The organism is Anaerococcus octavius, assembly GCF_900445265.1.
GTDB lineage: Bacteria > Bacillota > Clostridia > Tissierellales > Peptoniphilaceae > Anaerococcus > Anaerococcus octavius.
Genome location: NZ_UFTA01000002.1, coordinates 1,394,202 through 1,411,705, shown reverse-complemented (window position 1 = coordinate 1,411,705; position 17,504 = coordinate 1,394,202). Strand labels below are relative to the sequence as shown.

Annotated in this window: 32 protein-coding genes; all 32 read left to right on the top strand. The window is 33.3% G+C overall.

What is annotated here, in order from left to right:
- Positions 1 to 45 precede the first annotated feature (45 nt).
- The 32 genes from DY249_RS06915 (at position 46) to DY249_RS06760 (ending at position 17,502) form a co-directional block, all read left to right on the top strand.
- Positions 46 to 804: an ABC transporter ATP-binding protein gene (locus DY249_RS06915; RefSeq protein WP_115595630.1), complete on the top strand. Its 759-nt coding sequence runs from the start codon at positions 46 to 48 to the stop codon at positions 802 to 804.
- Positions 801 to 2,777: an ABC transporter permease gene (locus tag DY249_RS06910; RefSeq protein WP_115595629.1), complete on the top strand. Its 1,977-nt coding sequence runs from the start codon at positions 801 to 803 to the stop codon at positions 2,775 to 2,777. The genes DY249_RS06915 and DY249_RS06910 overlap by 4 nt, the downstream gene beginning before the upstream one ends.
- Positions 2,778 to 2,780: 3 nt before the next feature.
- Positions 2,781 to 3,182 carry a DUF2599 domain-containing protein gene (locus DY249_RS06905; protein WP_115595628.1) on the top strand — a complete coding sequence of 134 codons (402 nt, stop codon included), beginning with the start codon at positions 2,781 to 2,783 and terminating at the stop codon, positions 3,180 to 3,182.
- 404 nt (positions 3,183 to 3,586) lie between these two features.
- Complete coding sequence (gene rpsJ / locus DY249_RS06900) at positions 3,587 to 3,898, top strand: 30S ribosomal protein S10 (protein ID WP_044565289.1); 312 nt, start codon at positions 3,587 to 3,589, stop codon at positions 3,896 to 3,898.
- A gap of 55 nt (positions 3,899 to 3,953) precedes the next feature.
- Positions 3,954 to 4,589: a 50S ribosomal protein L3 gene (gene rplC / locus DY249_RS06895; RefSeq protein ID WP_101539552.1), complete on the top strand. Its 636-nt coding sequence runs from the start codon at positions 3,954 to 3,956 to the stop codon at positions 4,587 to 4,589.
- Between the two features lie 11 nt (positions 4,590 to 4,600).
- Positions 4,601 to 5,224, top strand: coding sequence for a 50S ribosomal protein L4 (gene rplD / locus DY249_RS06890; RefSeq protein WP_115595627.1), 624 nt, complete (start codon positions 4,601 to 4,603; stop codon positions 5,222 to 5,224).
- Positions 5,224 to 5,517, top strand: coding sequence for a 50S ribosomal protein L23 (gene rplW, locus DY249_RS06885; RefSeq protein ID WP_101539550.1), 294 nt, complete (start codon positions 5,224 to 5,226; stop codon positions 5,515 to 5,517). Before rplD ends, rplW begins: the two co-directional genes overlap by 1 nt.
- An 11-nt stretch (positions 5,518 to 5,528) precedes the next feature.
- Positions 5,529 to 6,359, top strand: coding sequence for a 50S ribosomal protein L2 (gene rplB / locus DY249_RS06880; RefSeq protein ID WP_101539549.1), 831 nt, complete (start codon positions 5,529 to 5,531; stop codon positions 6,357 to 6,359).
- A gap of 9 nt (positions 6,360 to 6,368) precedes the next feature.
- Complete coding sequence (gene rpsS / locus DY249_RS06875) at positions 6,369 to 6,656, top strand: 30S ribosomal protein S19 (RefSeq protein ID WP_101539548.1); 288 nt, start codon at positions 6,369 to 6,371, stop codon at positions 6,654 to 6,656.
- Between the two features lie 9 nt (positions 6,657 to 6,665).
- Positions 6,666 to 7,004: a 50S ribosomal protein L22 gene (rplV, locus tag DY249_RS06870; RefSeq protein ID WP_101539547.1), complete on the top strand. Its 339-nt coding sequence runs from the start codon at positions 6,666 to 6,668 to the stop codon at positions 7,002 to 7,004.
- 9 nt (positions 7,005 to 7,013) lie between these two features.
- Positions 7,014 to 7,760 (top strand): 30S ribosomal protein S3, encoded by a 747-nt coding sequence (rpsC, locus tag DY249_RS06865; RefSeq protein WP_115595626.1) that lies wholly within the window; start codon positions 7,014 to 7,016, stop codon positions 7,758 to 7,760.
- Positions 7,761 to 7,782: 22 nt separating this feature from the next.
- Positions 7,783 to 8,211, top strand: a complete 429-nt coding sequence (gene rplP / locus DY249_RS06860) for a 50S ribosomal protein L16 (protein WP_101539545.1) — start codon at positions 7,783 to 7,785, stop codon at positions 8,209 to 8,211.
- Positions 8,212 to 8,213: 2 nt separating this feature from the next.
- The gene (gene rpmC, locus DY249_RS06855) at positions 8,214 to 8,420 is read left to right on the top strand and encodes a 50S ribosomal protein L29 (protein ID WP_101539544.1); all 207 of its coding nucleotides are present in this window, start codon (positions 8,214 to 8,216) and stop codon (positions 8,418 to 8,420) included.
- Positions 8,421 to 8,425: 5 nt separating this feature from the next.
- Positions 8,426 to 8,686 carry a 30S ribosomal protein S17 gene (rpsQ, locus tag DY249_RS06850; RefSeq protein ID WP_115595625.1) on the top strand — a complete coding sequence of 87 codons (261 nt, stop codon included), beginning with the start codon at positions 8,426 to 8,428 and terminating at the stop codon, positions 8,684 to 8,686.
- Between the two features lie 18 nt (positions 8,687 to 8,704).
- Positions 8,705 to 9,073: a 50S ribosomal protein L14 gene (rplN, locus tag DY249_RS06845; protein ID WP_101539542.1), complete on the top strand. Its 369-nt coding sequence runs from the start codon at positions 8,705 to 8,707 to the stop codon at positions 9,071 to 9,073.
- 9 nt (positions 9,074 to 9,082) lie between these two features.
- Complete coding sequence (gene rplX, locus DY249_RS06840; RefSeq protein ID WP_101539541.1) at positions 9,083 to 9,391, top strand: 50S ribosomal protein L24; 309 nt, start codon at positions 9,083 to 9,085, stop codon at positions 9,389 to 9,391.
- A 15-nt stretch (positions 9,392 to 9,406) separates the two neighbouring features.
- Positions 9,407 to 9,952, top strand: coding sequence for a 50S ribosomal protein L5 (gene rplE / locus DY249_RS06835; protein WP_101539540.1), 546 nt, complete (start codon positions 9,407 to 9,409; stop codon positions 9,950 to 9,952).
- A gap of 10 nt (positions 9,953 to 9,962) precedes the next feature.
- A complete protein-coding gene (locus DY249_RS06830) occupies positions 9,963 to 10,148 on the top strand; it encodes a type Z 30S ribosomal protein S14 (RefSeq protein ID WP_101539539.1) in 186 nt (61 codons plus the stop codon).
- A 17-nt stretch (positions 10,149 to 10,165) separates the two neighbouring features.
- Entirely contained in the window at positions 10,166 to 10,561 is a 396-nt protein-coding gene (gene rpsH / locus DY249_RS06825) for a 30S ribosomal protein S8 (RefSeq protein ID WP_101539538.1), read from the top strand.
- A gap of 10 nt (positions 10,562 to 10,571) precedes the next feature.
- Entirely contained in the window at positions 10,572 to 11,111 is a 540-nt protein-coding gene (gene rplF / locus DY249_RS06820; RefSeq protein ID WP_101539537.1) for a 50S ribosomal protein L6, read from the top strand.
- Between the two features lie 9 nt (positions 11,112 to 11,120).
- Complete coding sequence (gene rplR / locus DY249_RS06815) at positions 11,121 to 11,486, top strand: 50S ribosomal protein L18 (RefSeq protein ID WP_101539536.1); 366 nt, start codon at positions 11,121 to 11,123, stop codon at positions 11,484 to 11,486.
- A 13-nt stretch (positions 11,487 to 11,499) separates the two neighbouring features.
- The gene (rpsE, locus tag DY249_RS06810; RefSeq protein WP_101539535.1) at positions 11,500 to 12,009 is read left to right on the top strand and encodes a 30S ribosomal protein S5; all 510 of its coding nucleotides are present in this window, start codon (positions 11,500 to 11,502) and stop codon (positions 12,007 to 12,009) included.
- Positions 12,010 to 12,018: 9 nt separating this feature from the next.
- Complete coding sequence (rpmD, locus tag DY249_RS06805; protein WP_101539534.1) at positions 12,019 to 12,201, top strand: 50S ribosomal protein L30; 183 nt, start codon at positions 12,019 to 12,021, stop codon at positions 12,199 to 12,201.
- Between the two features lie 9 nt (positions 12,202 to 12,210).
- Entirely contained in the window at positions 12,211 to 12,705 is a 495-nt protein-coding gene (gene rplO, locus DY249_RS06800) for a 50S ribosomal protein L15 (protein ID WP_101539533.1), read from the top strand.
- Between the two features lie 11 nt (positions 12,706 to 12,716).
- A complete protein-coding gene (gene secY, locus DY249_RS06795) occupies positions 12,717 to 13,991 on the top strand; it encodes a preprotein translocase subunit SecY (protein ID WP_101539532.1) in 1,275 nt (424 codons plus the stop codon).
- Positions 13,992 to 13,994: 3 nt separating this feature from the next.
- Positions 13,995 to 14,657, top strand: a complete 663-nt coding sequence (locus tag DY249_RS06790) for an adenylate kinase (protein WP_101539531.1) — start codon at positions 13,995 to 13,997, stop codon at positions 14,655 to 14,657.
- Positions 14,658 to 14,763: 106 nt separating this feature from the next.
- A complete protein-coding gene (gene infA, locus DY249_RS06785; RefSeq protein ID WP_101539530.1) occupies positions 14,764 to 14,982 on the top strand; it encodes a translation initiation factor IF-1 in 219 nt (72 codons plus the stop codon).
- Positions 14,983 to 15,033: 51 nt separating this feature from the next.
- On the top strand, positions 15,034 to 15,147 hold the full coding sequence (gene rpmJ, locus DY249_RS06780; protein WP_101539529.1) for a 50S ribosomal protein L36: 114 nt from the start codon (positions 15,034 to 15,036) through the stop codon (positions 15,145 to 15,147).
- A gap of 9 nt (positions 15,148 to 15,156) precedes the next feature.
- Positions 15,157 to 15,501: a 30S ribosomal protein S13 gene (gene rpsM / locus DY249_RS06775; protein ID WP_101539528.1), complete on the top strand. Its 345-nt coding sequence runs from the start codon at positions 15,157 to 15,159 to the stop codon at positions 15,499 to 15,501.
- 8 nt (positions 15,502 to 15,509) lie between these two features.
- The gene (rpsK, locus tag DY249_RS06770) at positions 15,510 to 15,902 is read left to right on the top strand and encodes a 30S ribosomal protein S11 (protein ID WP_101539527.1); all 393 of its coding nucleotides are present in this window, start codon (positions 15,510 to 15,512) and stop codon (positions 15,900 to 15,902) included.
- 12 nt (positions 15,903 to 15,914) lie between these two features.
- On the top strand, positions 15,915 to 16,508 hold the full coding sequence (gene rpsD, locus DY249_RS06765; protein WP_115595624.1) for a 30S ribosomal protein S4: 594 nt from the start codon (positions 15,915 to 15,917) through the stop codon (positions 16,506 to 16,508).
- 37 nt (positions 16,509 to 16,545) lie between these two features.
- A complete protein-coding gene (locus DY249_RS06760; RefSeq protein WP_101539525.1) occupies positions 16,546 to 17,502 on the top strand; it encodes a DNA-directed RNA polymerase subunit alpha in 957 nt (318 codons plus the stop codon).
- Positions 17,503 to 17,504: the final 2 nt, after the last annotated feature.

Here is a 17,504-nt window from a genome sequence, read left to right as displayed (position 1 = left end):
TTCTATTGTAGTATATAGAAAAAGATATGAAAGGAATATGATTTTATGTTACTAGAAGTTTCAAATTTAAAAAAAGTATACAAGACAAGATTATCAAGCAATGAAGTACATGCTTTAAATAATGTAAATTTTTCAGTAGAAGAGGGAGAATATATAGCGATCATGGGTGAATCTGGGTCAGGTAAAACAACTCTTTTAAATTTACTTGCTCTTTTGGATAAGCCTACGGCAGGCAAAATTATTTTGGAAGGCAAAGATTTTTCTACTATAAATGATTCTGAAATATCAAAATTTAGGCGTGATCACTTGGGATTTGTATTTCAAGATTTTAATTTGCTAGATACCCTAACTCTTAAAGAAAATATTTTATTGCCCCTAATTTTAGCAGAAGAAAATCCTAAGACTTTTGATAAAAGAGTAGATGATATAACTAAAGCTTTAAGGATAAATGAACTTTTAAATAAATATCCTTATGAAGTATCTGGAGGGCAAAAGCAAAGATGTGCAGTAACCCGTGCACTGATAACAAATCCCAAATTACTTTTAGCAGATGAGCCAACAGGAGCGTTGGATTCAAATTCTTCTAGAGAACTTATGGAAGTTTTTAGTAAGCTAAACGAAGATGGTCAAACTATTATAATGGTTACTCACTCCATTCAAGCGGCTGCAGAAGCAAAAAGAGTTTTATTTATAAAAGATGGAAAGATCTTTCACGAGATTTACAATTCTGGATTTTCAAAATTTGAAATGGGAGAAAAAATTGCAGATACCATGCAAATGCTTCAAAGAGGTGAGATAAGATGAACTCACTTTATAAAAATCTCGCCGAAGATGGAATAAGAAGACATAAAAGACTCTATTATCCATTTATAGGAACTACGGTGTTTTTTATAGTTTTAATAAACTTATGTCTATCTATAAGTGCCGATCCTGTTATAGAAACTTTTTTTGGGGCAACTACAATAGGAACACTTATGGATCTTGGTTCTATAATACTATTGATATTTGCCTTACTTACGATTTCGCAGAACTATAACTTTATTCAAAAGAATAAGGCAGATGAGTCGGCTCTATATCTGATGCTAGGAATGGAGAAAAAGCATTTAATAAAGATATATCTTCATGAACTATTGATTTTATACTTAAGGTCACTAATAATAGGCACTCTTATATCACTAATATCATATAAATTAGTTTTTGCTGGATTTTTGAAATTGATGAATTCTGATATTAATGTATTAGAAAGTGGGATTTTTCCAGTAATACAACCACTGGTGCTTACAGCTTTAATATTTTTAGCTATATTTGCATTATTACTTTTAAAACAAATTTTTAAGAATAGGAATTTTACTCCTATTAATTATATGCAAGAGTCGAAAGCAGGACAAAAAGCTCCTAAACATCCTGCTATTATAGGAATATTAGGGATTATTTGTATAGGTCTAGGGTATTATATAAGCCTTAGCACAGATAATCCTATGAAAGCTTTTAGATTATTTTTTGTAGCTGTCTTGCTAGTAATTTTAGGAACATATCTTGCTTTTTCTGTAATAATATCTGGAATATTAAAATTATTACAGAAAAATAAAAGATTTTATTACAAAAAATCAAACTTTACAGCAGTTTCTGGTTTGATTTATAGAGTGAAAAATAGTGCTAATACTCTTGCTAGTATTGCTGTCTTATCAACCATGGTAATAGTTGTTTTAACTTCGGGCTTTTCCCTTTATTTTGGAACTATTAAAATGCAAGATCAACTGTATCCAACTGATTACAAAATGAGCTTTCCTAAAAAAGAAGAAAGTTTAGATTATTATGAGAAATTAGTAGCAAACGCATTAAAAGAAGAAAATAAAACTGCTAAGATAAATTCTTTTAAGTCAAATTGTTTTATTATAGATAAAAATGGAACTATAATTACCAAACGTGATTCTGAAGCTACTCTTGAAGAAGAGTTTGGAGGTTCTAGTTTTCTAGGACTTTATCTTGATGAAAATTCTACTTATAATTTTAATGGAGCTGATGCTATACTCTTATCAGATGATCAAGATTATAATATAACGAAAATTGAAGGTAAAGATTTAAAAATTAACAAGGAAAAAGAAGAAAATTATTCTACGAAATTTCCTTCTACTGATATAACTATGACAAATACCTCTAAACTTGTTTTTAAAGATCCTAAGCTTTTTAAGGAAGTGACAGATAGTCTAAAGATAAGTGATGATCCTAGGTATGACGAAAATTGGAATATAACTTTTGATGTAGATGGACCATATGATCCACAGTTAAAGGAAAATTTGTGGAAGAAATTTGCTGATAAGCTATCAGATCAGTGGTTTTCTTTAAGTGACGGTAAAGCTGATAGGGCAGAATTATTAGCTATGTATGCGGGAATATTCTTTGTAGGTATTATCCTAGGTTTAGGATTTTTAGTATCTACAGTACTAGCTATTTATTACAAACAACTTTCTGAAGGTCTTGATGATAGAGCAAGGTTTAAAACTATGAGACAATTGGGTATGACTGATAAAGAAGCTAAAAAAAGTATATCTAAGCAAATGGGCTTGGTATTTTTCTTGCCTTTAGTATTTGCCTTTATCCATTCACTTTTTGCTTTGCCAATAATCACTGAATTTTTAAAAATGCTTGGACTTACAAATACAGGATTATTTATAAAATGTCTATTAGCAGTATTTGCAGCCTATATACTTTTCTACCTTATTACATTTAAGATGACGGAAAAAACATATAATAACATAATTTTAAAAGAAAGATAAAAAATGCGTAATAAAAAATTATATCTTTATATACTTTTGGGAGCATTAATTTTGGTCTCCTGCCAAGAGGATAATGATATTAATAAAAGTAAAAGTTGTTCAGCAGATAAAGATGAATTAAATAAATATGAATATTTTAATAATATAAAGTGGATTAATAGAGATGGGGTATGGTCATTATCTGTTTCTCCTAAAAGATCTCTTAGGTTATCAGTTAGCAAAGATGATATAAAGAAGTCTTGGCAAGAGTTAAAAGAAAACTGTTCTAATGATTACAGATGGCCAGATTCTAATAAAGAAGAAGTATTTTATCAGCAGTACAAATGTCACTTTAACAAAGCTAAGGTAAAAAAGAGACGGAATTTAGAACCTGGCAAAGACTCTATAAATTTTTTGTGTAATTGATAAAAAAGCTCCTTAACTAACTAAGAAAGTTTTACTTAGTTTTTAATGGAGCTTTTTAATATTTTATGTGAAACTTCTAAAAATTATTCCAAATATTTATTTGACTTTCTATAATTAGCTGGTATACTAACAAAATATTGCACAGAAAATGCTCGGAAATAAAGCTTTCATCATAAGTTTTATGTATTTATATAAATATATATAAAAGTTTGTAAAAATTGACAAAAGCTCTTGATTTTAAGGTGTTTTTAGTGTATTATATTAGGGTGCTTTGAAGCAAGATGTTGCTTGTGGCCAAGGCCAAGCTATGAGGGAACTCTTGTCTAGCAAGTTTAGAAATAATTCTAAGCGGTTTCCACACACATTAAACGCCCGGAGGCGTGGTATAGAAAGAGAGAGGAAAAATGGCTAATCAACAAAAAATCAGAATTAGACTTAGAGCTTACGATCATGAAGTTATCGATAGCTCAGCAGAAAAAATCGTAGAAGCGGTTAAAAGAAGCGGAGCAGAAGTATCTGGACCAATTCCACTTCCAACAGAAGTAGAAAAGATTACAATCTTAAGAGCGGTTCACAAATACAAAGACTCTAGAGAACAGTTTGAACAAAGAACACACAAAAGATTAATCGATATCATTAATCCAAATGCAAAAACACTTGATGCACTTAAGAAATTAAACTTACCTGCAGGTGTTGATATCGAAATTAAGTTATAATAACTGTAATTAGAATGATTGGATAATCAATCCGCTGTAATTAAGGAGGTACTCAATGAAGAGTATATTTACAACAAAAGTAGGCATGACTCAAGTCATCGATGAAGACGGAGTTATCACTCCAGTTACTGTTCTAAAAGCTGAAGAAAATGTAGTTGTACAAATCAAAACTGAAGAAACAGACGGTTACAACGCAGCACAAATCGGCTATATGGACAAAAAAGAAAAAAATGTCAAAAAACCAGTAAAAGGTCACTTTGACAAGGCAGGCGCATCTTACAAAAGATACTTAAAAGAAGTCAACTATGGAAATGACCCAGTAGACCTAACAGTAGGTGATACAGTAGCAGTAGATATCTTTGAAGAAGGCGAAATCGTAGACGTTGTTGCAACAAGCAAGGGTAAAGGAACCCAAGGTGCTATTAAAAGATGGAACTATGGTAGAGGTCCACAATCTCACGGTTCTAAATCTCACAGAGTAGCAGGTGCTCGTTCAGCAGGTTCAGATCCAGCAAGAGTATTTAAAGGTAGAAAAGGCTCAGGAAAAATGGGAAATGAAAGAGTTACTATCCAAAATTTACAAGTGGTTAAAGTAAATACAGAAGATAGTTACATCCTAGTTAAAGGTGCGGTTCCAGGACCTAAAGGCGGACTTGTTCAAGTAAAACAAGCAGTTAAGGGCCAAAACTAAGGAGGAGTTAGATGCCTAAAGTTAATGTTTTAAACATAAAAGGAGAAAATGTTGGGGAATTAGAGTTAAATGAAACTCTATTTAACACTGAGATAAGCGAACATGCTGTATATGAAGTAGTTAAAAACCAACTTGCAAATAAAAGACAAGGTACACAATCTGCTAGAACACGTGCTGAAGTACGTGGAGGTGGACGTAAACCATTTAGACAAAAAGGAACAGGAAGAGCTCGTCAAGGTTCAATAAGAGCACCACACTATACAGGCGGTGGAGTTGTATTTGCACCAAAACCAAGAGACTATAGTTATCAAGTTCCTAAAAAATTAAGAAGAAAAGCACTTTACTCAGTTCTTACTTCAAAAGTAAACGACAACGAATTAATAGTTTTAGACAGCCTATCATTTGAAGCACCTAAAACAAAAGAAGCAGCAAATATATTAAATGCAATCGATGCTGGTAAAAAAGCCTATGTTATAACAGCTGAAAATGATAATATTGTTTATAGATCATTTAGAAACATCGAAGGCGTTGATGTAGCAGCTGCAAATCTAATCAATGTTTATGATTTAGTAAGACATAACAAGCTAGTAATTACAAAGGATGCAATTGCTAAACTTGAGGAGGTATTTATATAATGAAATCACCTTATGAAGTAATTAAAAGACCAATTATTACAGAAAAAAGCATGAGCTTACTTGATGAAAACAAATACACTTTTGAAGTAGATAAAAATGCAAACAAACCAGAAATTAAAGCTGCTATCGAACAAATTTTTGACGGTGTAAAAGTTAAAAAAGTTAGAACCATGAACTATGAAGGTAAAAAAGTAAGAACTCGTCATGGTATCGGTAAAAAAGCTGACTGGAAAAAAGCTGTTGTAACACTAACAGATGACAGTGCAGAAATCGAATACTTCGAAGGTTTATAAGGAGGATTTAAATGCCTAGAAAATTAAAACCAACTTCAAACGGTCATAGAAATATGTCTGTTTCAACATTCGAAGAAATTACAACAAACAGACCAGAAAAATCACTTTTAACAGATTTAAGATCCAAAGGTGGACGTAACAATACAGGTAGAACAACAGTTCGTTTTAGAGGCGGTGGAGTAAGAAGAAAATACAGAATCATCGACTTTAAAAGAAACAAAGATGGTATTCCAGCAACAGTAAAAACTATCGAATACGATCCAAATAGATCAGCAAACATTGCTCTACTTTCATATGCAGATGGTGAAAAAAGATATATTTTAGCTCCACGTGGACTAAAAGTAGGAGATAAATTATTATCTGGAACAGATGCAGATATTAAACCAGGTAATGCACTTGAATTAAAGGACATTCCAGTAGGTACTACAGTACACAACATCGAAATGAGACCAGGACAAGGCGGAGTTTTAGTAAGATCTGCAGGAGCAGGTGCACAACTAATGGCTAAAGAAGGAAACTTTGCAACACTTAGATTGCCAAGTGGTGAAGTAAGACTTATCCATTTAGGATGTAAAGCAACAGTTGGTGTTGTAGGAAACTCAGAACATGAATTAGTAAGATTAGGAAAAGCTGGTAAATCAAGATACCTAGGACGTAGACCACACGTAAGAGGATCAGTAATGAACCCAGTAGACCATCCACACGGTGGTGGTGAAGGTAGAACACCAATCGGTCGTCCATCACCAATGACACCATGGGGTAAAAAAGCTATCGGTGTTAAAACACGTAATAACAAAAAATCTTCTACACAATATATCGTAAGAAGAAGAGATGAAAAATAGGGGGATATAATGGCTAGATCACTTAAAAAAGGACCATTTGTCGATGATCATTTAATGAAAAAGATTGACGAATTAAATGAAAAAAATGAGAAAAAAGTTATAAAAACTTGGTCAAGACGTTCTACAATATTCCCTGAATTTGTAGAACATACAATAGCAGTTCACGATGGAAGAAAACACGTGCCAATCTATATTACAGAAGATATGGTAGGACATAAACTAGGTGAATTTGTTCCAACAAGAACTTTCAGAGGCCATGCTAAAAAAGCTACTGAAATGAAATCAAAAATGCGTTAGGAGATGACAATGGAAGTAAAAGCAACAGCTAAATATCAAAGAATATCTCCTCTTAAAGTAAACTATATTTGTAAAGAAATTAGAGGTAAACAAGTAGACGAAGCACTAAATATCTTAAGATTTACAAACAAAAAAGGTGCTAGATTACTAGAAAATGTACTTAAAAGTGCTATAGCAAATGCTGAAAATAACAATGGATTAGACAGAGAAGATCTATACGTAAAAAACGCATTTGCAAATGATGCTCCAACAATGAAAAGATGGCATCCAAAAGCTAAAGGTGCAGCTTACCCAATACTAAAAAGAAGTAGCCACATCGGTGTAATTCTTGAGAATATAGAGGCATAGGAGGAAAAAATGGGCCAAAAAGTAAACCCAAAAGGATTTAGAGTTGGTGTTATAAGAGATTGGGATTCAAAATGGTTTGCAGACAAGGAAGAATTCTCAGATCTATTAGTAGAAGACTATAACATCAGAAAAGTAATAAAAAAAGAAGTTTATGATGCAGGTATTGCTGATATCGAAATAGAACGTGCAGTAAACAATCTTAAAATCACAATCTATGCTGGAAAACCAGGAATGGTAATCGGTAAAGGTGGAGCAGGAATCGAAGAACTTAAGAAAAAAATCGAAAAAGTTGCTCCAGGCAAAAGAACAATCATAAACGTTGAAGAAATTAAATACCAAGATTTAAATGCACAATTAGTAGCAGAAAATATTGCATCAGCATTAGAAAACAGAGTGGCATTTAGACGTGCTATGAAACAACCAATCCAAAGAACAATGAGAGCTGGAGCTAAAGGTATCAAAACAATGGTATCAGGTAGACTTGGTGGAGCTGATATGGCTAGAAGTGAAGGATATTCAGAAGGAACAATTCCACTTCAAACACTAAGAGCTGACATTGACTATGGATTTGCTGAAGCAGATACAGAATATGGTAAGATTGGTTGTAAAGTTTGGATCTATAAAGGCGAAGTCCTACCAGGACAAAAAGCAGTTAGAGAACCAAAAATGAAACAAAGACCAAATAATAGAAACAAAAAAAGAAGAAACAATAATAGACGTCCTAACAGAAACGCAAACGAAAATACTAACAAATAGTATTATATAAGGAGACAAACTTATGTTAATGCCTAAAAGAGTTAAATATCGTAGACAACACAGGGGCAGAATGAAAGGTGAAGCTCAAAGAGGAAACCAATTAGCTTATGGTGAGTATGGATTACAAGCACTAGAACCTACTTGGATGACAGCTAACCAAATCGAGGCTGCTCGTCGTGCGATGACAAGATATATAAAAAGAGGTGGTCAAATCTGGATTAAAGTATTCCCAGATAAACCAGTATCAAAAAAACCTGCAGAAGTAAGAATGGGTTCTGGTAAAGGTGCTCCAGAATATTGGGTAGCAGTAGTAAAACCAGGCCGTGTACTATTTGAAATGAGTGGGGTTAGCGAAGAAGTTGCAAGAGAAGCAATGAGACTTGCTGCGCAAAAACTTCCAGTAAAAACCAAATTCATTAAAAGACTTGAAGTTACAGGTACGGAGGAATAATAATGAAAGCAAAAGAAATCAGAAATTTATCAGACCATGATTTAGATAAACAATTGTATGATTTACAAAGTGAGCTTTTTAATCTTCGTTTCAGACTTGCAACTGGACAATTAGAAAATCCATCAGCAATAGGAAATGTCAAAAAAGACATCGCAAGAGTTAAAACAATTCAAACTGAAAGAAAGCTTAATATAAATAGGGAGGCTTAAATTTCATGGAAAGAAACAGTAGAAGAGTAGAACGTGGTGTTGTGGTATCTGATGCGATGGATAAAACTATTACAGTTTTAGTTGAAGAGAAAATTTCACACCCAGTTTACAAAAAAAGAATTAATAGAAGTAAAAAATACAAAGCTCATGATGAAAATAATGAAGCTAAAGTAGGCGATGCAGTAGTAATAATGGAAACTCGCCCTCTATCAAAAACAAAAAGATGGAGACTAGTAAGAGTAGCCGAAGCTGCTGAAATTGTTTAATAAGTTAAGGAGATAGTCATGATACAACAAGAAACTCGCATGAGAGTTGCAGATAACTCCGGAGCACGTGAATTACAAGTAATCAAAGTTCTTGGCGGAACTGGAATTAGATATGCAAATATAGGTGATGTTGTAACTTGTTCAGTAAAAAGTGCAACACCCGGCGGAGCGGTAAAAAAAGGTGACGTTGTAAAAGCTGTAATTGTTAGAAGCAAAAGAGGCTTAAAAAGAAGCGACGGATCAAAAATTAACTTTGATGAAAACGCAGCAGTAATCATAAAAGATGATAAATCACCAGTAGGAACCCGTATATTTGGACCAGTAACTAGAGAATTAAGAGGGGAAGGATTCATGAGAATTATATCCCTAGCTCCAGAAGTACTATAGGAGGAAGTTATGCACGTTAAAAAAGGCGATAAAGTTCAAATTATATCAGGCCAAGATAAGGGTCATGTTGGAGAAGTATTAAAAGCTTATCCAAAAGAAAATAAAGTAGTAGTTGAAGGTGCTAATGTTAGAGTTAAACACCAAAGAGCAACTCAAATGGGTGAAGAAAGCGGCAGAATCGAAAAAGAGTGCCCAATTGATGCTTCAAAAGTACTTTTATATTCAGAAGAACTTAAAAAAGGTGTAAGAACAAGCAAAGTACTTGAAGATGGCAGAAAAATAAGAGTAAGCCATAAAACAAACGAAAAATTCGATTGAGTTTAAGGAGAAATTATGGCAAACAATAGACTAAGAGAAAAATACGAAAATGAAGTAGTAAAACAGTTAATAGAACAATTTGGCTATGAAAATGTAATGCAAGTACCAAAACTTGAAAAAATCGTAATTAATGTTGGTCTTGGAGAAGCAAAAGATAACCAAAATCTATTAAATTCAGTAAAAAATGAACTTGCATTAATTACAGGTCAAGTACCAGTTGAAGCAAAAGCAAAAAAATCAGTTGCTAACTTCAAGCTAAGAGAAGGACAAGCTATTGGTGCTAAAGTAACATTAAGACGTGATAAAATGTATGACTTCCTAGATAAACTAATTTCTATTTCACTACCACGTGTTAGAGACTTTAGAGGAATAAATCCAAATTCATTTGATGGACGAGGAAACTATTCACTAGGTATCAAAGAACAACTGATATTCCCAGAAATCAAATACGATGATGTAGATTTCTTACACGGAATGGATATTACTATAGTTACTACAGCACAAACAGATGAAGAAGCTAAAGCATTCTTACAATTAATGGGAATGCCATTTACAAAATAAAGGAGTAAAAATGGCTAAAAAGTCAATGATAGCTAAACAAAAAAAACATCACAAATATTCAACACAAGAATATAACAGATGTAAAATTTGTGGTAGACCACATGGTTACCTTAGAAAATATGGAATTTGCCGTGTATGCTTTAGAGAACTAGCAAACGAAGGTCAAATTCCAGGAGTAAGAAAAGCAAGCTGGTAATTAGGGAGGATAATATTATGATGACAGATCCAATTGCGGATATGCTAACAAGAATTAGAAATGCGGTTAAAGCAAATCATAAACAAGTAAGCTTACCATCTTCTAATGAAAAAAAAGCTATTGCACAAATTCTTCTTGATGAAGGCTTCATAAACGGATTTAATGTTGAAGAAGACAACAAACAAGGAATTCTTACAATAGACTTAAAATATACAGAAAACGGTGAGAAAGTAATCTCAGGACTAAGAAGAATAAGTAAACCAGGCCTTAGAGTTTATGTAAAAGCAAACGAAGTGCCTAAAGTACTAAACGGTCTTGGAACAGCAATTATTTCAACATCAAAAGGACTTTTAACTGACAAAGCTGCAAGAAGTGAAAACATCGGTGGCGAAGTTATTTGTTACGTATGGTAAGGAGAAATATATGTCAAGAATAGGTAAACAACCAATTGAAATACCAAATGGAGTTTCAGTTGTTATTGATGGACAATCAATTAGAGTTGAAGGACCAAAAGGAAACTTAACTCAAGAATTTCCCAAAACAATTGAAATAGTAGAAGAAGATAACCAACTACTAATTAATATTCCAGAAGATTATACAAAACAACAAAACATCGACCATGGTTTATTTAGATCACTTATAGCTAATATGGTACAAGGCGTTACAGAAGGATTTAGCAAAACACTTCAAATCGAAGGTACAGGTTATAGAGCATCTAAACAAGGAAACAACCTTGTAATGAATTTAGGATTCTCTCACCAAGTAACAATGCCAGATCCGGAAGGAATCGAAACTGAAGTACCAAATGACAGAACAATAATTGTAAAAGGAATTGATAAACAATTAGTAGGATTACATGCAGCTAATATCAGAAAATGGAGAAAACCAGAACCATACAAGGGTAAAGGTATCAGATATGAAGGCGAATATGTAAGACGTAAAGTCGGTAAAACAGGTAAGTAGGAGATATAAATGGCTAAAGATAATAAAAGACAAAGACTTCAAACTCGTAAAAAAAGAGTTAGAGCAAAAATCAGCGGTACTCCTCAAAGACCAAGACTTTCCGTATATAAATCAAATGCTAACATTTATGCACAAATTATTGATGACGTAAATGGACTAACACTTGCAAGTGCAAACACACTACAAAAAGATGTAGCTGAGGGTTTAGAAAGTAAATCTAATATAGAAGCTGCTAGAAAAGTAGGAGAAACAATTGCAAAAAAAGCAACAGAAGCTGGAATAACAGAAGTAGCTTTTGATAGAAATGGTAACTTATACCACGGAAAAGTTAAAGCTTTAGCAGAAGCTGCAAGAGAAGCTGGTCTTAAGTTTTAATAGGAGGATTTAGATGAATTATTTATTAAGAAGTGAAGTAGAAAAACTAAACCTCGAAGATAGAGTAGTTGCTATAAACAGAGTTGCAAAAACTGTAAAAGGTGGACGTAACATGAGATTCTCAGCACTTGTTGTAGTAGGAGATTCTAACGGAGTCGTTGGAGTAGGAACAGGAAAAGCTACAGAAGTACCAGAAGCAATTAGAAAAGCAACTGAAGATGCAAAAAAACACATGATCCACGTTCCATTAGTAGGAACAACAATCCCTCACAGAGTTGAAGGAGTAAAAGGTGCTGGACATGTATTACTAATGCCTGCCATAGAAGGTACAGGAGTTATCGCTGGTGGTCCAGTTCGTGCTATCTGTGAACTTGCAGGTTATAAAGACATCAGAGCTAAAAATCTAGGAAGCAGCAATCCTAGAAATATCATCAACGCATGTCTAGAAGCATTTTCAAACATGAAAACTGTAGAAGAAGTTGCTAAACTTCGTGGTAAATCGGTAGAAGAATTCGATTATTAAGGAGAGAGTATGGCACAATTAGAAATCAAACTTAAAAGATCTTTTATCGGTAGAAAAGATGATCAAATTGCAACAGCAAAAGCCCTTGGACTTAGAAAGATCGGTCAAAGCGTTGTAAGAGAAGATAATCAAGCAGTAAGAGGAATGATTAATAAAATTCCATTCATGCTAGAAGTAAAAGAATTAAACTAGGAGTGTAAGATGAAATTACATGAATTACAACCTAATCAACCTCTAAAAAAGAAAAAAAGAAAAGGTAGAGGTCCAGGTAGCGGAAATGGTACACGTGCAGGTCGCGGTCAAGATGGTCAAAACTCAAGAAGCGGCGGTGGCGTAAGACCAGGTTTCGAAGGTGGACAAATGCCACTATACAGACGTCTTCCAAAAAGAGGATTTAAAAATATCAACAAAAAACAATATGAAGTTATAAATGTTGAAACATTAAATGTCTTCGAAGACGGTACACAAGTAACACCAGAATTACTATTTGAAAACAAACTACTAAATAAAAATAAAGCAAAAGATGGAGTTAAAATCCTAGGTGATGGAGAACTTACATCAAAACTAAATGTAAAAGCTCACAAATTCACAGCAAGTGCAAAAGAAAAAATTGAAGCGGCTGGTGGATCAGTTGAAGAAATAGAAGTTAAAAAATGGGTAAAACCATCTAAGAAAGAAACTACTAAAGAAAATTAAGAAGGTGAGCAATGCTAGAAACAATAAGAAAAGCATCAAAAGAGCCAGAGATTAAGAAAAAGTTTTGGTTTACAGTTCTTATGCTTGTAATTTACAGGCTAGGAAATAATATTCCAATACCATTTATTGATCAAGAAACTCTTAAAAATGCTTACTCATCTGTGGAAGGTACCTTAGTTGACTACCTAAATATGTTAACAGGTGGTGGACTATCAACCCTTTCAATCTTTGCCCTAGGGGTACAACCATACATTACAGCTAGTATCGTAATGCAGCTTTTAACAGTTGTAATACCAAGACTTGAAGAGTTAACCCGCGAGGGTGAGCAAGGACGTAAACAAATACAAAAATATACCAGATATATGACAATAGTTCTTGCAATATTCCAAGCAGTAGCAGTAACAAACGGATTATATGGAGCAGCATTATCAAATGCAACAACATTCCAAAAATTCGTAATGAATGTCATACTAATTGGTGGAACAATGTTTGTAACTTGGATGGGTGAAACCATAACAGAAAAAGGTCTAGGAAATGGTACAAGCCTTTTAATCTTTATGGGCATTATAGCATCTTTTCCAAGGACCATATCAAGATGGCAAGACCAAGTTCACTATGGACTTGTAGGCTATTTACCAATTATTATTATGGTTATACTAATAATCTTAATAGTAATTTCAGTAGTGTTAATTTCAGAAGGCGAAAGAAAAATACCAATCCAATATGCCAAAAGAGTTGTTGGACGTAAAATGTACGGTGGTCAATCTACTCACATCCCAGTAAAAGTAAATATGGGTGGAGTAATGCCAATAGTATTTGCATCAGCAGTACTTGCAATACCATCAACAATTAGTCTTTTCTTTGGAAATGGTGGACAAAGTGGTATAACAAACTTCTTCCAAAACACAACTGGAGGGTTTATTGTATATTTGATTATTCAATCAGCCTTAATCCTAATATTTGCCTATTTCTACAATCAAATTCAATTTAATACTGTAGAATACGCAAAACAGTTGCAACAAAATGGTGGATTTATACCAGGTATTAGACCGGGTAAACCAACTAGTGAATATCTAGCAAAAGTTGCAACAAGAATAACATTTATAGGATCAATTGCATTAGCTCTACTAACAATCATTCCAGCAATTGCATCAAAATTATTAGGACTATCCCTATCATTCGGTGGTTCATCAGTAATTATCGTAGTAGGTGTAATAATTGAAACAATAAAACAATTAGAAGCAATGATGACAATGAAACAATACAAAGGGTTTTTAAATAGGTAAAAGATGAATATTATATTGTTAGGACCCCCAGGAGCAGGTAAGGGTACACTTTCAAAAAAAATTATAGAAAACTTAAATGCAGTTCAAATTTCTACAGGAGACATTTTTAGATACAATATCAAAAATGAAACTCCTCTAGGAGTAAAAGCAAAAGGGTATATGGACAAGGGTGAACTTGTTCCAGATGAAGTAACTATCGACCTACTCTGGGATTATTTTGATAAATTAGAAAATAATGAAGATAGCGAACTACTAGTACTATTTGATGGCTTTCCAAGAACATTAAATCAAGCAAAAGCACTTGATAATGGAATGGATGAACGTGATCAAAAAATTGATGGTGTAATCTACTTTGATGTAGACTACGATACACTTATTAAAAGAACAACAGGTAGACGTGTATGTCCAGAGTGTGGAGCAACATATCATATAGAAAACCACCCACCAAAAGTGGAAGGTATTTGTGATAAATGCGGAACACAACTTATTCAAAGACAAGATGATCAGTTAGAAACAGTTAAAAACAGAATTGATGTTTACAATGAACAAACCGCTGTACTTATTGATTATTACACAAATAAAGGTATATTAAAGAGTATTGACGGAACAAAAACTGTTGATGAAATATTTGATGAATTTAGCGATAAATTAGGAGAACTTAACTAATTTATGGTTGAAAGAAGAGAAAATAAAGAATCTCTTTAGGCCAATATGTCTTATAAAAGAGATCGAAGTTTAAGGACATATTAGAAAAGATAAGGAGGTTCTATATATGTCAAAAAAAGATGCTATAGAAGTTACAGGAGTAGTTAAAGAAGTACTCCCAAATGCAATATTTAAAGTAGAATTAGATAATGGACACGAAATCCAAGCCCATCTATCAGGCAAACTACGTATGAACAGCATAAGAATACTAGAAGGAGATAGTGTTACAGTAGAATTATCTCCATATGACCTTAGCCAAGGAAGAATTACTTGGAGAAAGAAATAATTTCTTAGAAATTATTTCTTTTGGTACACAACCAGTAGATAAGGAGACAAAATGAAAGTCAGAGCATCAGTTAAAAAAATGTGCGATAAATGCAAAATTATCAAAAGAAATGGTAAAGTTATGGTAATTTGCGATAATCCAAAACATAAACAAAGACAAGGTTAGGAGGGTTTAATGCCAAGATTAGCTGGTATAGATTTACCTAGAGAAAAAAGAGCAGAAATAGGCCTTACTTATATTTACGGTATCGGTCGTGCAACTGCAAATGAAATTTTAAAAAATACAGGAATCAACCCTGATACAAAAATGAAAGATCTTACTGAAGAAGAACTAGGTCAAATACGTGAACAATTAAACAATTACACAATAGAAGGTGATTTACGTCGTGAAACATCTATGAATATTAGAGCATTACGTGAAATCAACTCATACAGAGGAAATAGACACAAAGCAGGCCTACCAGTAAGAGGACAAAACACAAAAAATAACGCAAGAACTAGAAAAGGAAGAAGGGGTTAAGGAGAACAATGGCTCAAAAAGGAAAAACATCTCGTAAACGTAGAGTTAAAAAAAATGTTGAACGTGGCCAAGCTCACATTAACTCAACATTCAATAATACAATGGTAACAATAACTGATATGCAAGGTAATGCATTATCATGGGCTTCAGCTGGTCAATTAGGATTTAGAGGAAGCAGAAAATCTACACCATTTGCAGCACAAGAAGCAGCAGAAACAGCAGCTAAAAAAGCAATTGACCAAGGTCTAAAAACAGTAGAAGTATATGTAAAAGGCCCAGGTAGCGGACGTGAATCAGCAATCAGAAGCTTACAAGCTGCAGGACTTGAAGTAACAATGATTAAAGATGTTACACCAATTCCACACAATGGATGTAGACCACCAAAAAGAAGAAGAGTTTAATAAGGAGAAATTATGGCAGTATCAAAAGATCCAGTTTATAAAAGAGCAAGAGCTTTAGGAATTTCTCCAGCATACCTAGGATATACAGGTGAATCAAAAAGAACATTACCTCAAAGACGTGGAAAAATGTCAGATTACGGTATGCAACAAAGAGAAAAACAAAAAGCTAAATTCATCTATGGAATGAGCGAAAAACAATTTAGAAGCTACTATGAAAAAGCAACTAAAATTGAAGGACAAACAGGTGAACAATTAATCGTTCTTTGTGAAAGAAGACTTGATAACATTGCGTTTAGATCAGGACTAGCAAGAACAAGAAGAGAAGCAAGACAAATTGTAACTCACGGACACCTAACAGTAAATGGTAAACAAGTAGACATCCCATCATACTTAGTAGAAGTTGGTGATGTAATCGAAGTACGTGAAAAATCTAGAAATAATGAGTTATTTAAAACTATCAAAGAAACAAATTCAACATTTGGAGTAGTTGATTGGATGAGCTCTGATCTAGAAAACTTAAAAGTAACTATTGACAGACTTCCAACAAGAGAAGAAATTGATATCCCAGTAGAAGAACGTATGATCGTAGAGTTCTACTCTAAATAAAAATTAAGAACTAACAAGTTAGAACTAAGGAGTTACCATGATCGAAAAATTAGATACAAATATAGAAATACTCGATATAAACGAAGGCGATCATTACGGCAAGTTTGCCCTATATCCACTCGAACGAGGCTATGGTACAACCATTGGAAACAGTATGAGAAGGGTGTTACTTTCATCCTTACCTGGTTCTAGCGTCTCAAAAATTCTTATCGAAGGAGTCCTTCATGAATTTTCCACTATAGATGGAGTAGTAGAAGACGTTCCTGAAATAATTTTAAATATCAAAGGTCTAGATATAAAAAAACACAGTGATGAAGATGTAACACTATTTTTACAAATAGAAGGACCTAAAATAGTAACAGCTAAGGATATAAGCAAAGATAGCTCCATTGAAATTGCAAATCCAGATCATTACATTGCAACAGTAAATGATAAAGCAAATCTATTTATTTCACTTGAAGTTACAAACGGCAAGGGATACCAACTAGCAGACCAAAATAAATCTGATTCAGATCCAATAGGCACAATAGCCATTGATTCATCATTTACACCAGTAGAAAAAGTAAATTACTATGTAGAAAATACAAGAGTAGGAGAAGCTACTGACTTTGATAAACTAATTATCGAAGTATGGACAAATGGAACTATAACACCACAAGAAGCTCTATCAGAAGGAGCAAATGTACTTATAAATGACTTTAAATACTTTAAAGACCTACCAAATGTTTCATTTATAGAAGAAGAAGATAGAGTAGAAGAAGTAGAAGAAGTTGTTGAAGATAATACAGATCAAATGCTTGAAAAAACTATAGAAGAAATGGACCTATCCTTACGTTCATTTAATTGCCTAAAAAGAGCAGGATTTGATACAGTTGGTGAAATAGTAGAAAAATCTGAGGCAGAACTAAAATCAATTAAAAATTTTGGTAAAAAATCATTAGAAGAAGTAAAAGACAAGGTTCATGAAATGGGACTAAGTCTTAAAGACGAATAGGA

Coding starts and splice junctions, on each gene's coding strand:
- DY249_RS06915 (WP_115595630.1), top strand. CDS start 46: ATGTTACTAGAAGTTTCAAATTTAAAAAAAGTATACAAGACAAGATTA.
- DY249_RS06910 (WP_115595629.1), top strand. CDS start 801: ATGAACTCACTTTATAAAAATCTCGCCGAAGATGGAATAAGAAGACAT.
- DY249_RS06905 (WP_115595628.1), top strand. CDS start 2,781: ATGCGTAATAAAAAATTATATCTTTATATACTTTTGGGAGCATTAATT.
- rpsJ (WP_044565289.1), top strand. CDS start 3,587: ATGGCTAATCAACAAAAAATCAGAATTAGACTTAGAGCTTACGATCAT.
- rplC (WP_101539552.1), top strand. CDS start 3,954: ATGAAGAGTATATTTACAACAAAAGTAGGCATGACTCAAGTCATCGAT.
- rplD (WP_115595627.1), top strand. CDS start 4,601: ATGCCTAAAGTTAATGTTTTAAACATAAAAGGAGAAAATGTTGGGGAA.
- rplW (WP_101539550.1), top strand. CDS start 5,224: ATGAAATCACCTTATGAAGTAATTAAAAGACCAATTATTACAGAAAAA.
- rplB (WP_101539549.1), top strand. CDS start 5,529: ATGCCTAGAAAATTAAAACCAACTTCAAACGGTCATAGAAATATGTCT.
- rpsS (WP_101539548.1), top strand. CDS start 6,369: ATGGCTAGATCACTTAAAAAAGGACCATTTGTCGATGATCATTTAATG.
- rplV (WP_101539547.1), top strand. CDS start 6,666: ATGGAAGTAAAAGCAACAGCTAAATATCAAAGAATATCTCCTCTTAAA.
- rpsC (WP_115595626.1), top strand. CDS start 7,014: ATGGGCCAAAAAGTAAACCCAAAAGGATTTAGAGTTGGTGTTATAAGA.
- rplP (WP_101539545.1), top strand. CDS start 7,783: ATGTTAATGCCTAAAAGAGTTAAATATCGTAGACAACACAGGGGCAGA.
- rpmC (WP_101539544.1), top strand. CDS start 8,214: ATGAAAGCAAAAGAAATCAGAAATTTATCAGACCATGATTTAGATAAA.
- rpsQ (WP_115595625.1), top strand. CDS start 8,426: ATGGAAAGAAACAGTAGAAGAGTAGAACGTGGTGTTGTGGTATCTGAT.
- rplN (WP_101539542.1), top strand. CDS start 8,705: ATGATACAACAAGAAACTCGCATGAGAGTTGCAGATAACTCCGGAGCA.
- rplX (WP_101539541.1), top strand. CDS start 9,083: ATGCACGTTAAAAAAGGCGATAAAGTTCAAATTATATCAGGCCAAGAT.
- rplE (WP_101539540.1), top strand. CDS start 9,407: ATGGCAAACAATAGACTAAGAGAAAAATACGAAAATGAAGTAGTAAAA.
- DY249_RS06830 (WP_101539539.1), top strand. CDS start 9,963: ATGGCTAAAAAGTCAATGATAGCTAAACAAAAAAAACATCACAAATAT.
- rpsH (WP_101539538.1), top strand. CDS start 10,166: ATGATGACAGATCCAATTGCGGATATGCTAACAAGAATTAGAAATGCG.
- rplF (WP_101539537.1), top strand. CDS start 10,572: ATGTCAAGAATAGGTAAACAACCAATTGAAATACCAAATGGAGTTTCA.
- rplR (WP_101539536.1), top strand. CDS start 11,121: ATGGCTAAAGATAATAAAAGACAAAGACTTCAAACTCGTAAAAAAAGA.
- rpsE (WP_101539535.1), top strand. CDS start 11,500: ATGAATTATTTATTAAGAAGTGAAGTAGAAAAACTAAACCTCGAAGAT.
- rpmD (WP_101539534.1), top strand. CDS start 12,019: ATGGCACAATTAGAAATCAAACTTAAAAGATCTTTTATCGGTAGAAAA.
- rplO (WP_101539533.1), top strand. CDS start 12,211: ATGAAATTACATGAATTACAACCTAATCAACCTCTAAAAAAGAAAAAA.
- secY (WP_101539532.1), top strand. CDS start 12,717: ATGCTAGAAACAATAAGAAAAGCATCAAAAGAGCCAGAGATTAAGAAA.
- DY249_RS06790 (WP_101539531.1), top strand. CDS start 13,995: ATGAATATTATATTGTTAGGACCCCCAGGAGCAGGTAAGGGTACACTT.
- infA (WP_101539530.1), top strand. CDS start 14,764: ATGTCAAAAAAAGATGCTATAGAAGTTACAGGAGTAGTTAAAGAAGTA.
- rpmJ (WP_101539529.1), top strand. CDS start 15,034: ATGAAAGTCAGAGCATCAGTTAAAAAAATGTGCGATAAATGCAAAATT.
- rpsM (WP_101539528.1), top strand. CDS start 15,157: ATGCCAAGATTAGCTGGTATAGATTTACCTAGAGAAAAAAGAGCAGAA.
- rpsK (WP_101539527.1), top strand. CDS start 15,510: ATGGCTCAAAAAGGAAAAACATCTCGTAAACGTAGAGTTAAAAAAAAT.
- rpsD (WP_115595624.1), top strand. CDS start 15,915: ATGGCAGTATCAAAAGATCCAGTTTATAAAAGAGCAAGAGCTTTAGGA.
- DY249_RS06760 (WP_101539525.1), top strand. CDS start 16,546: ATGATCGAAAAATTAGATACAAATATAGAAATACTCGATATAAACGAA.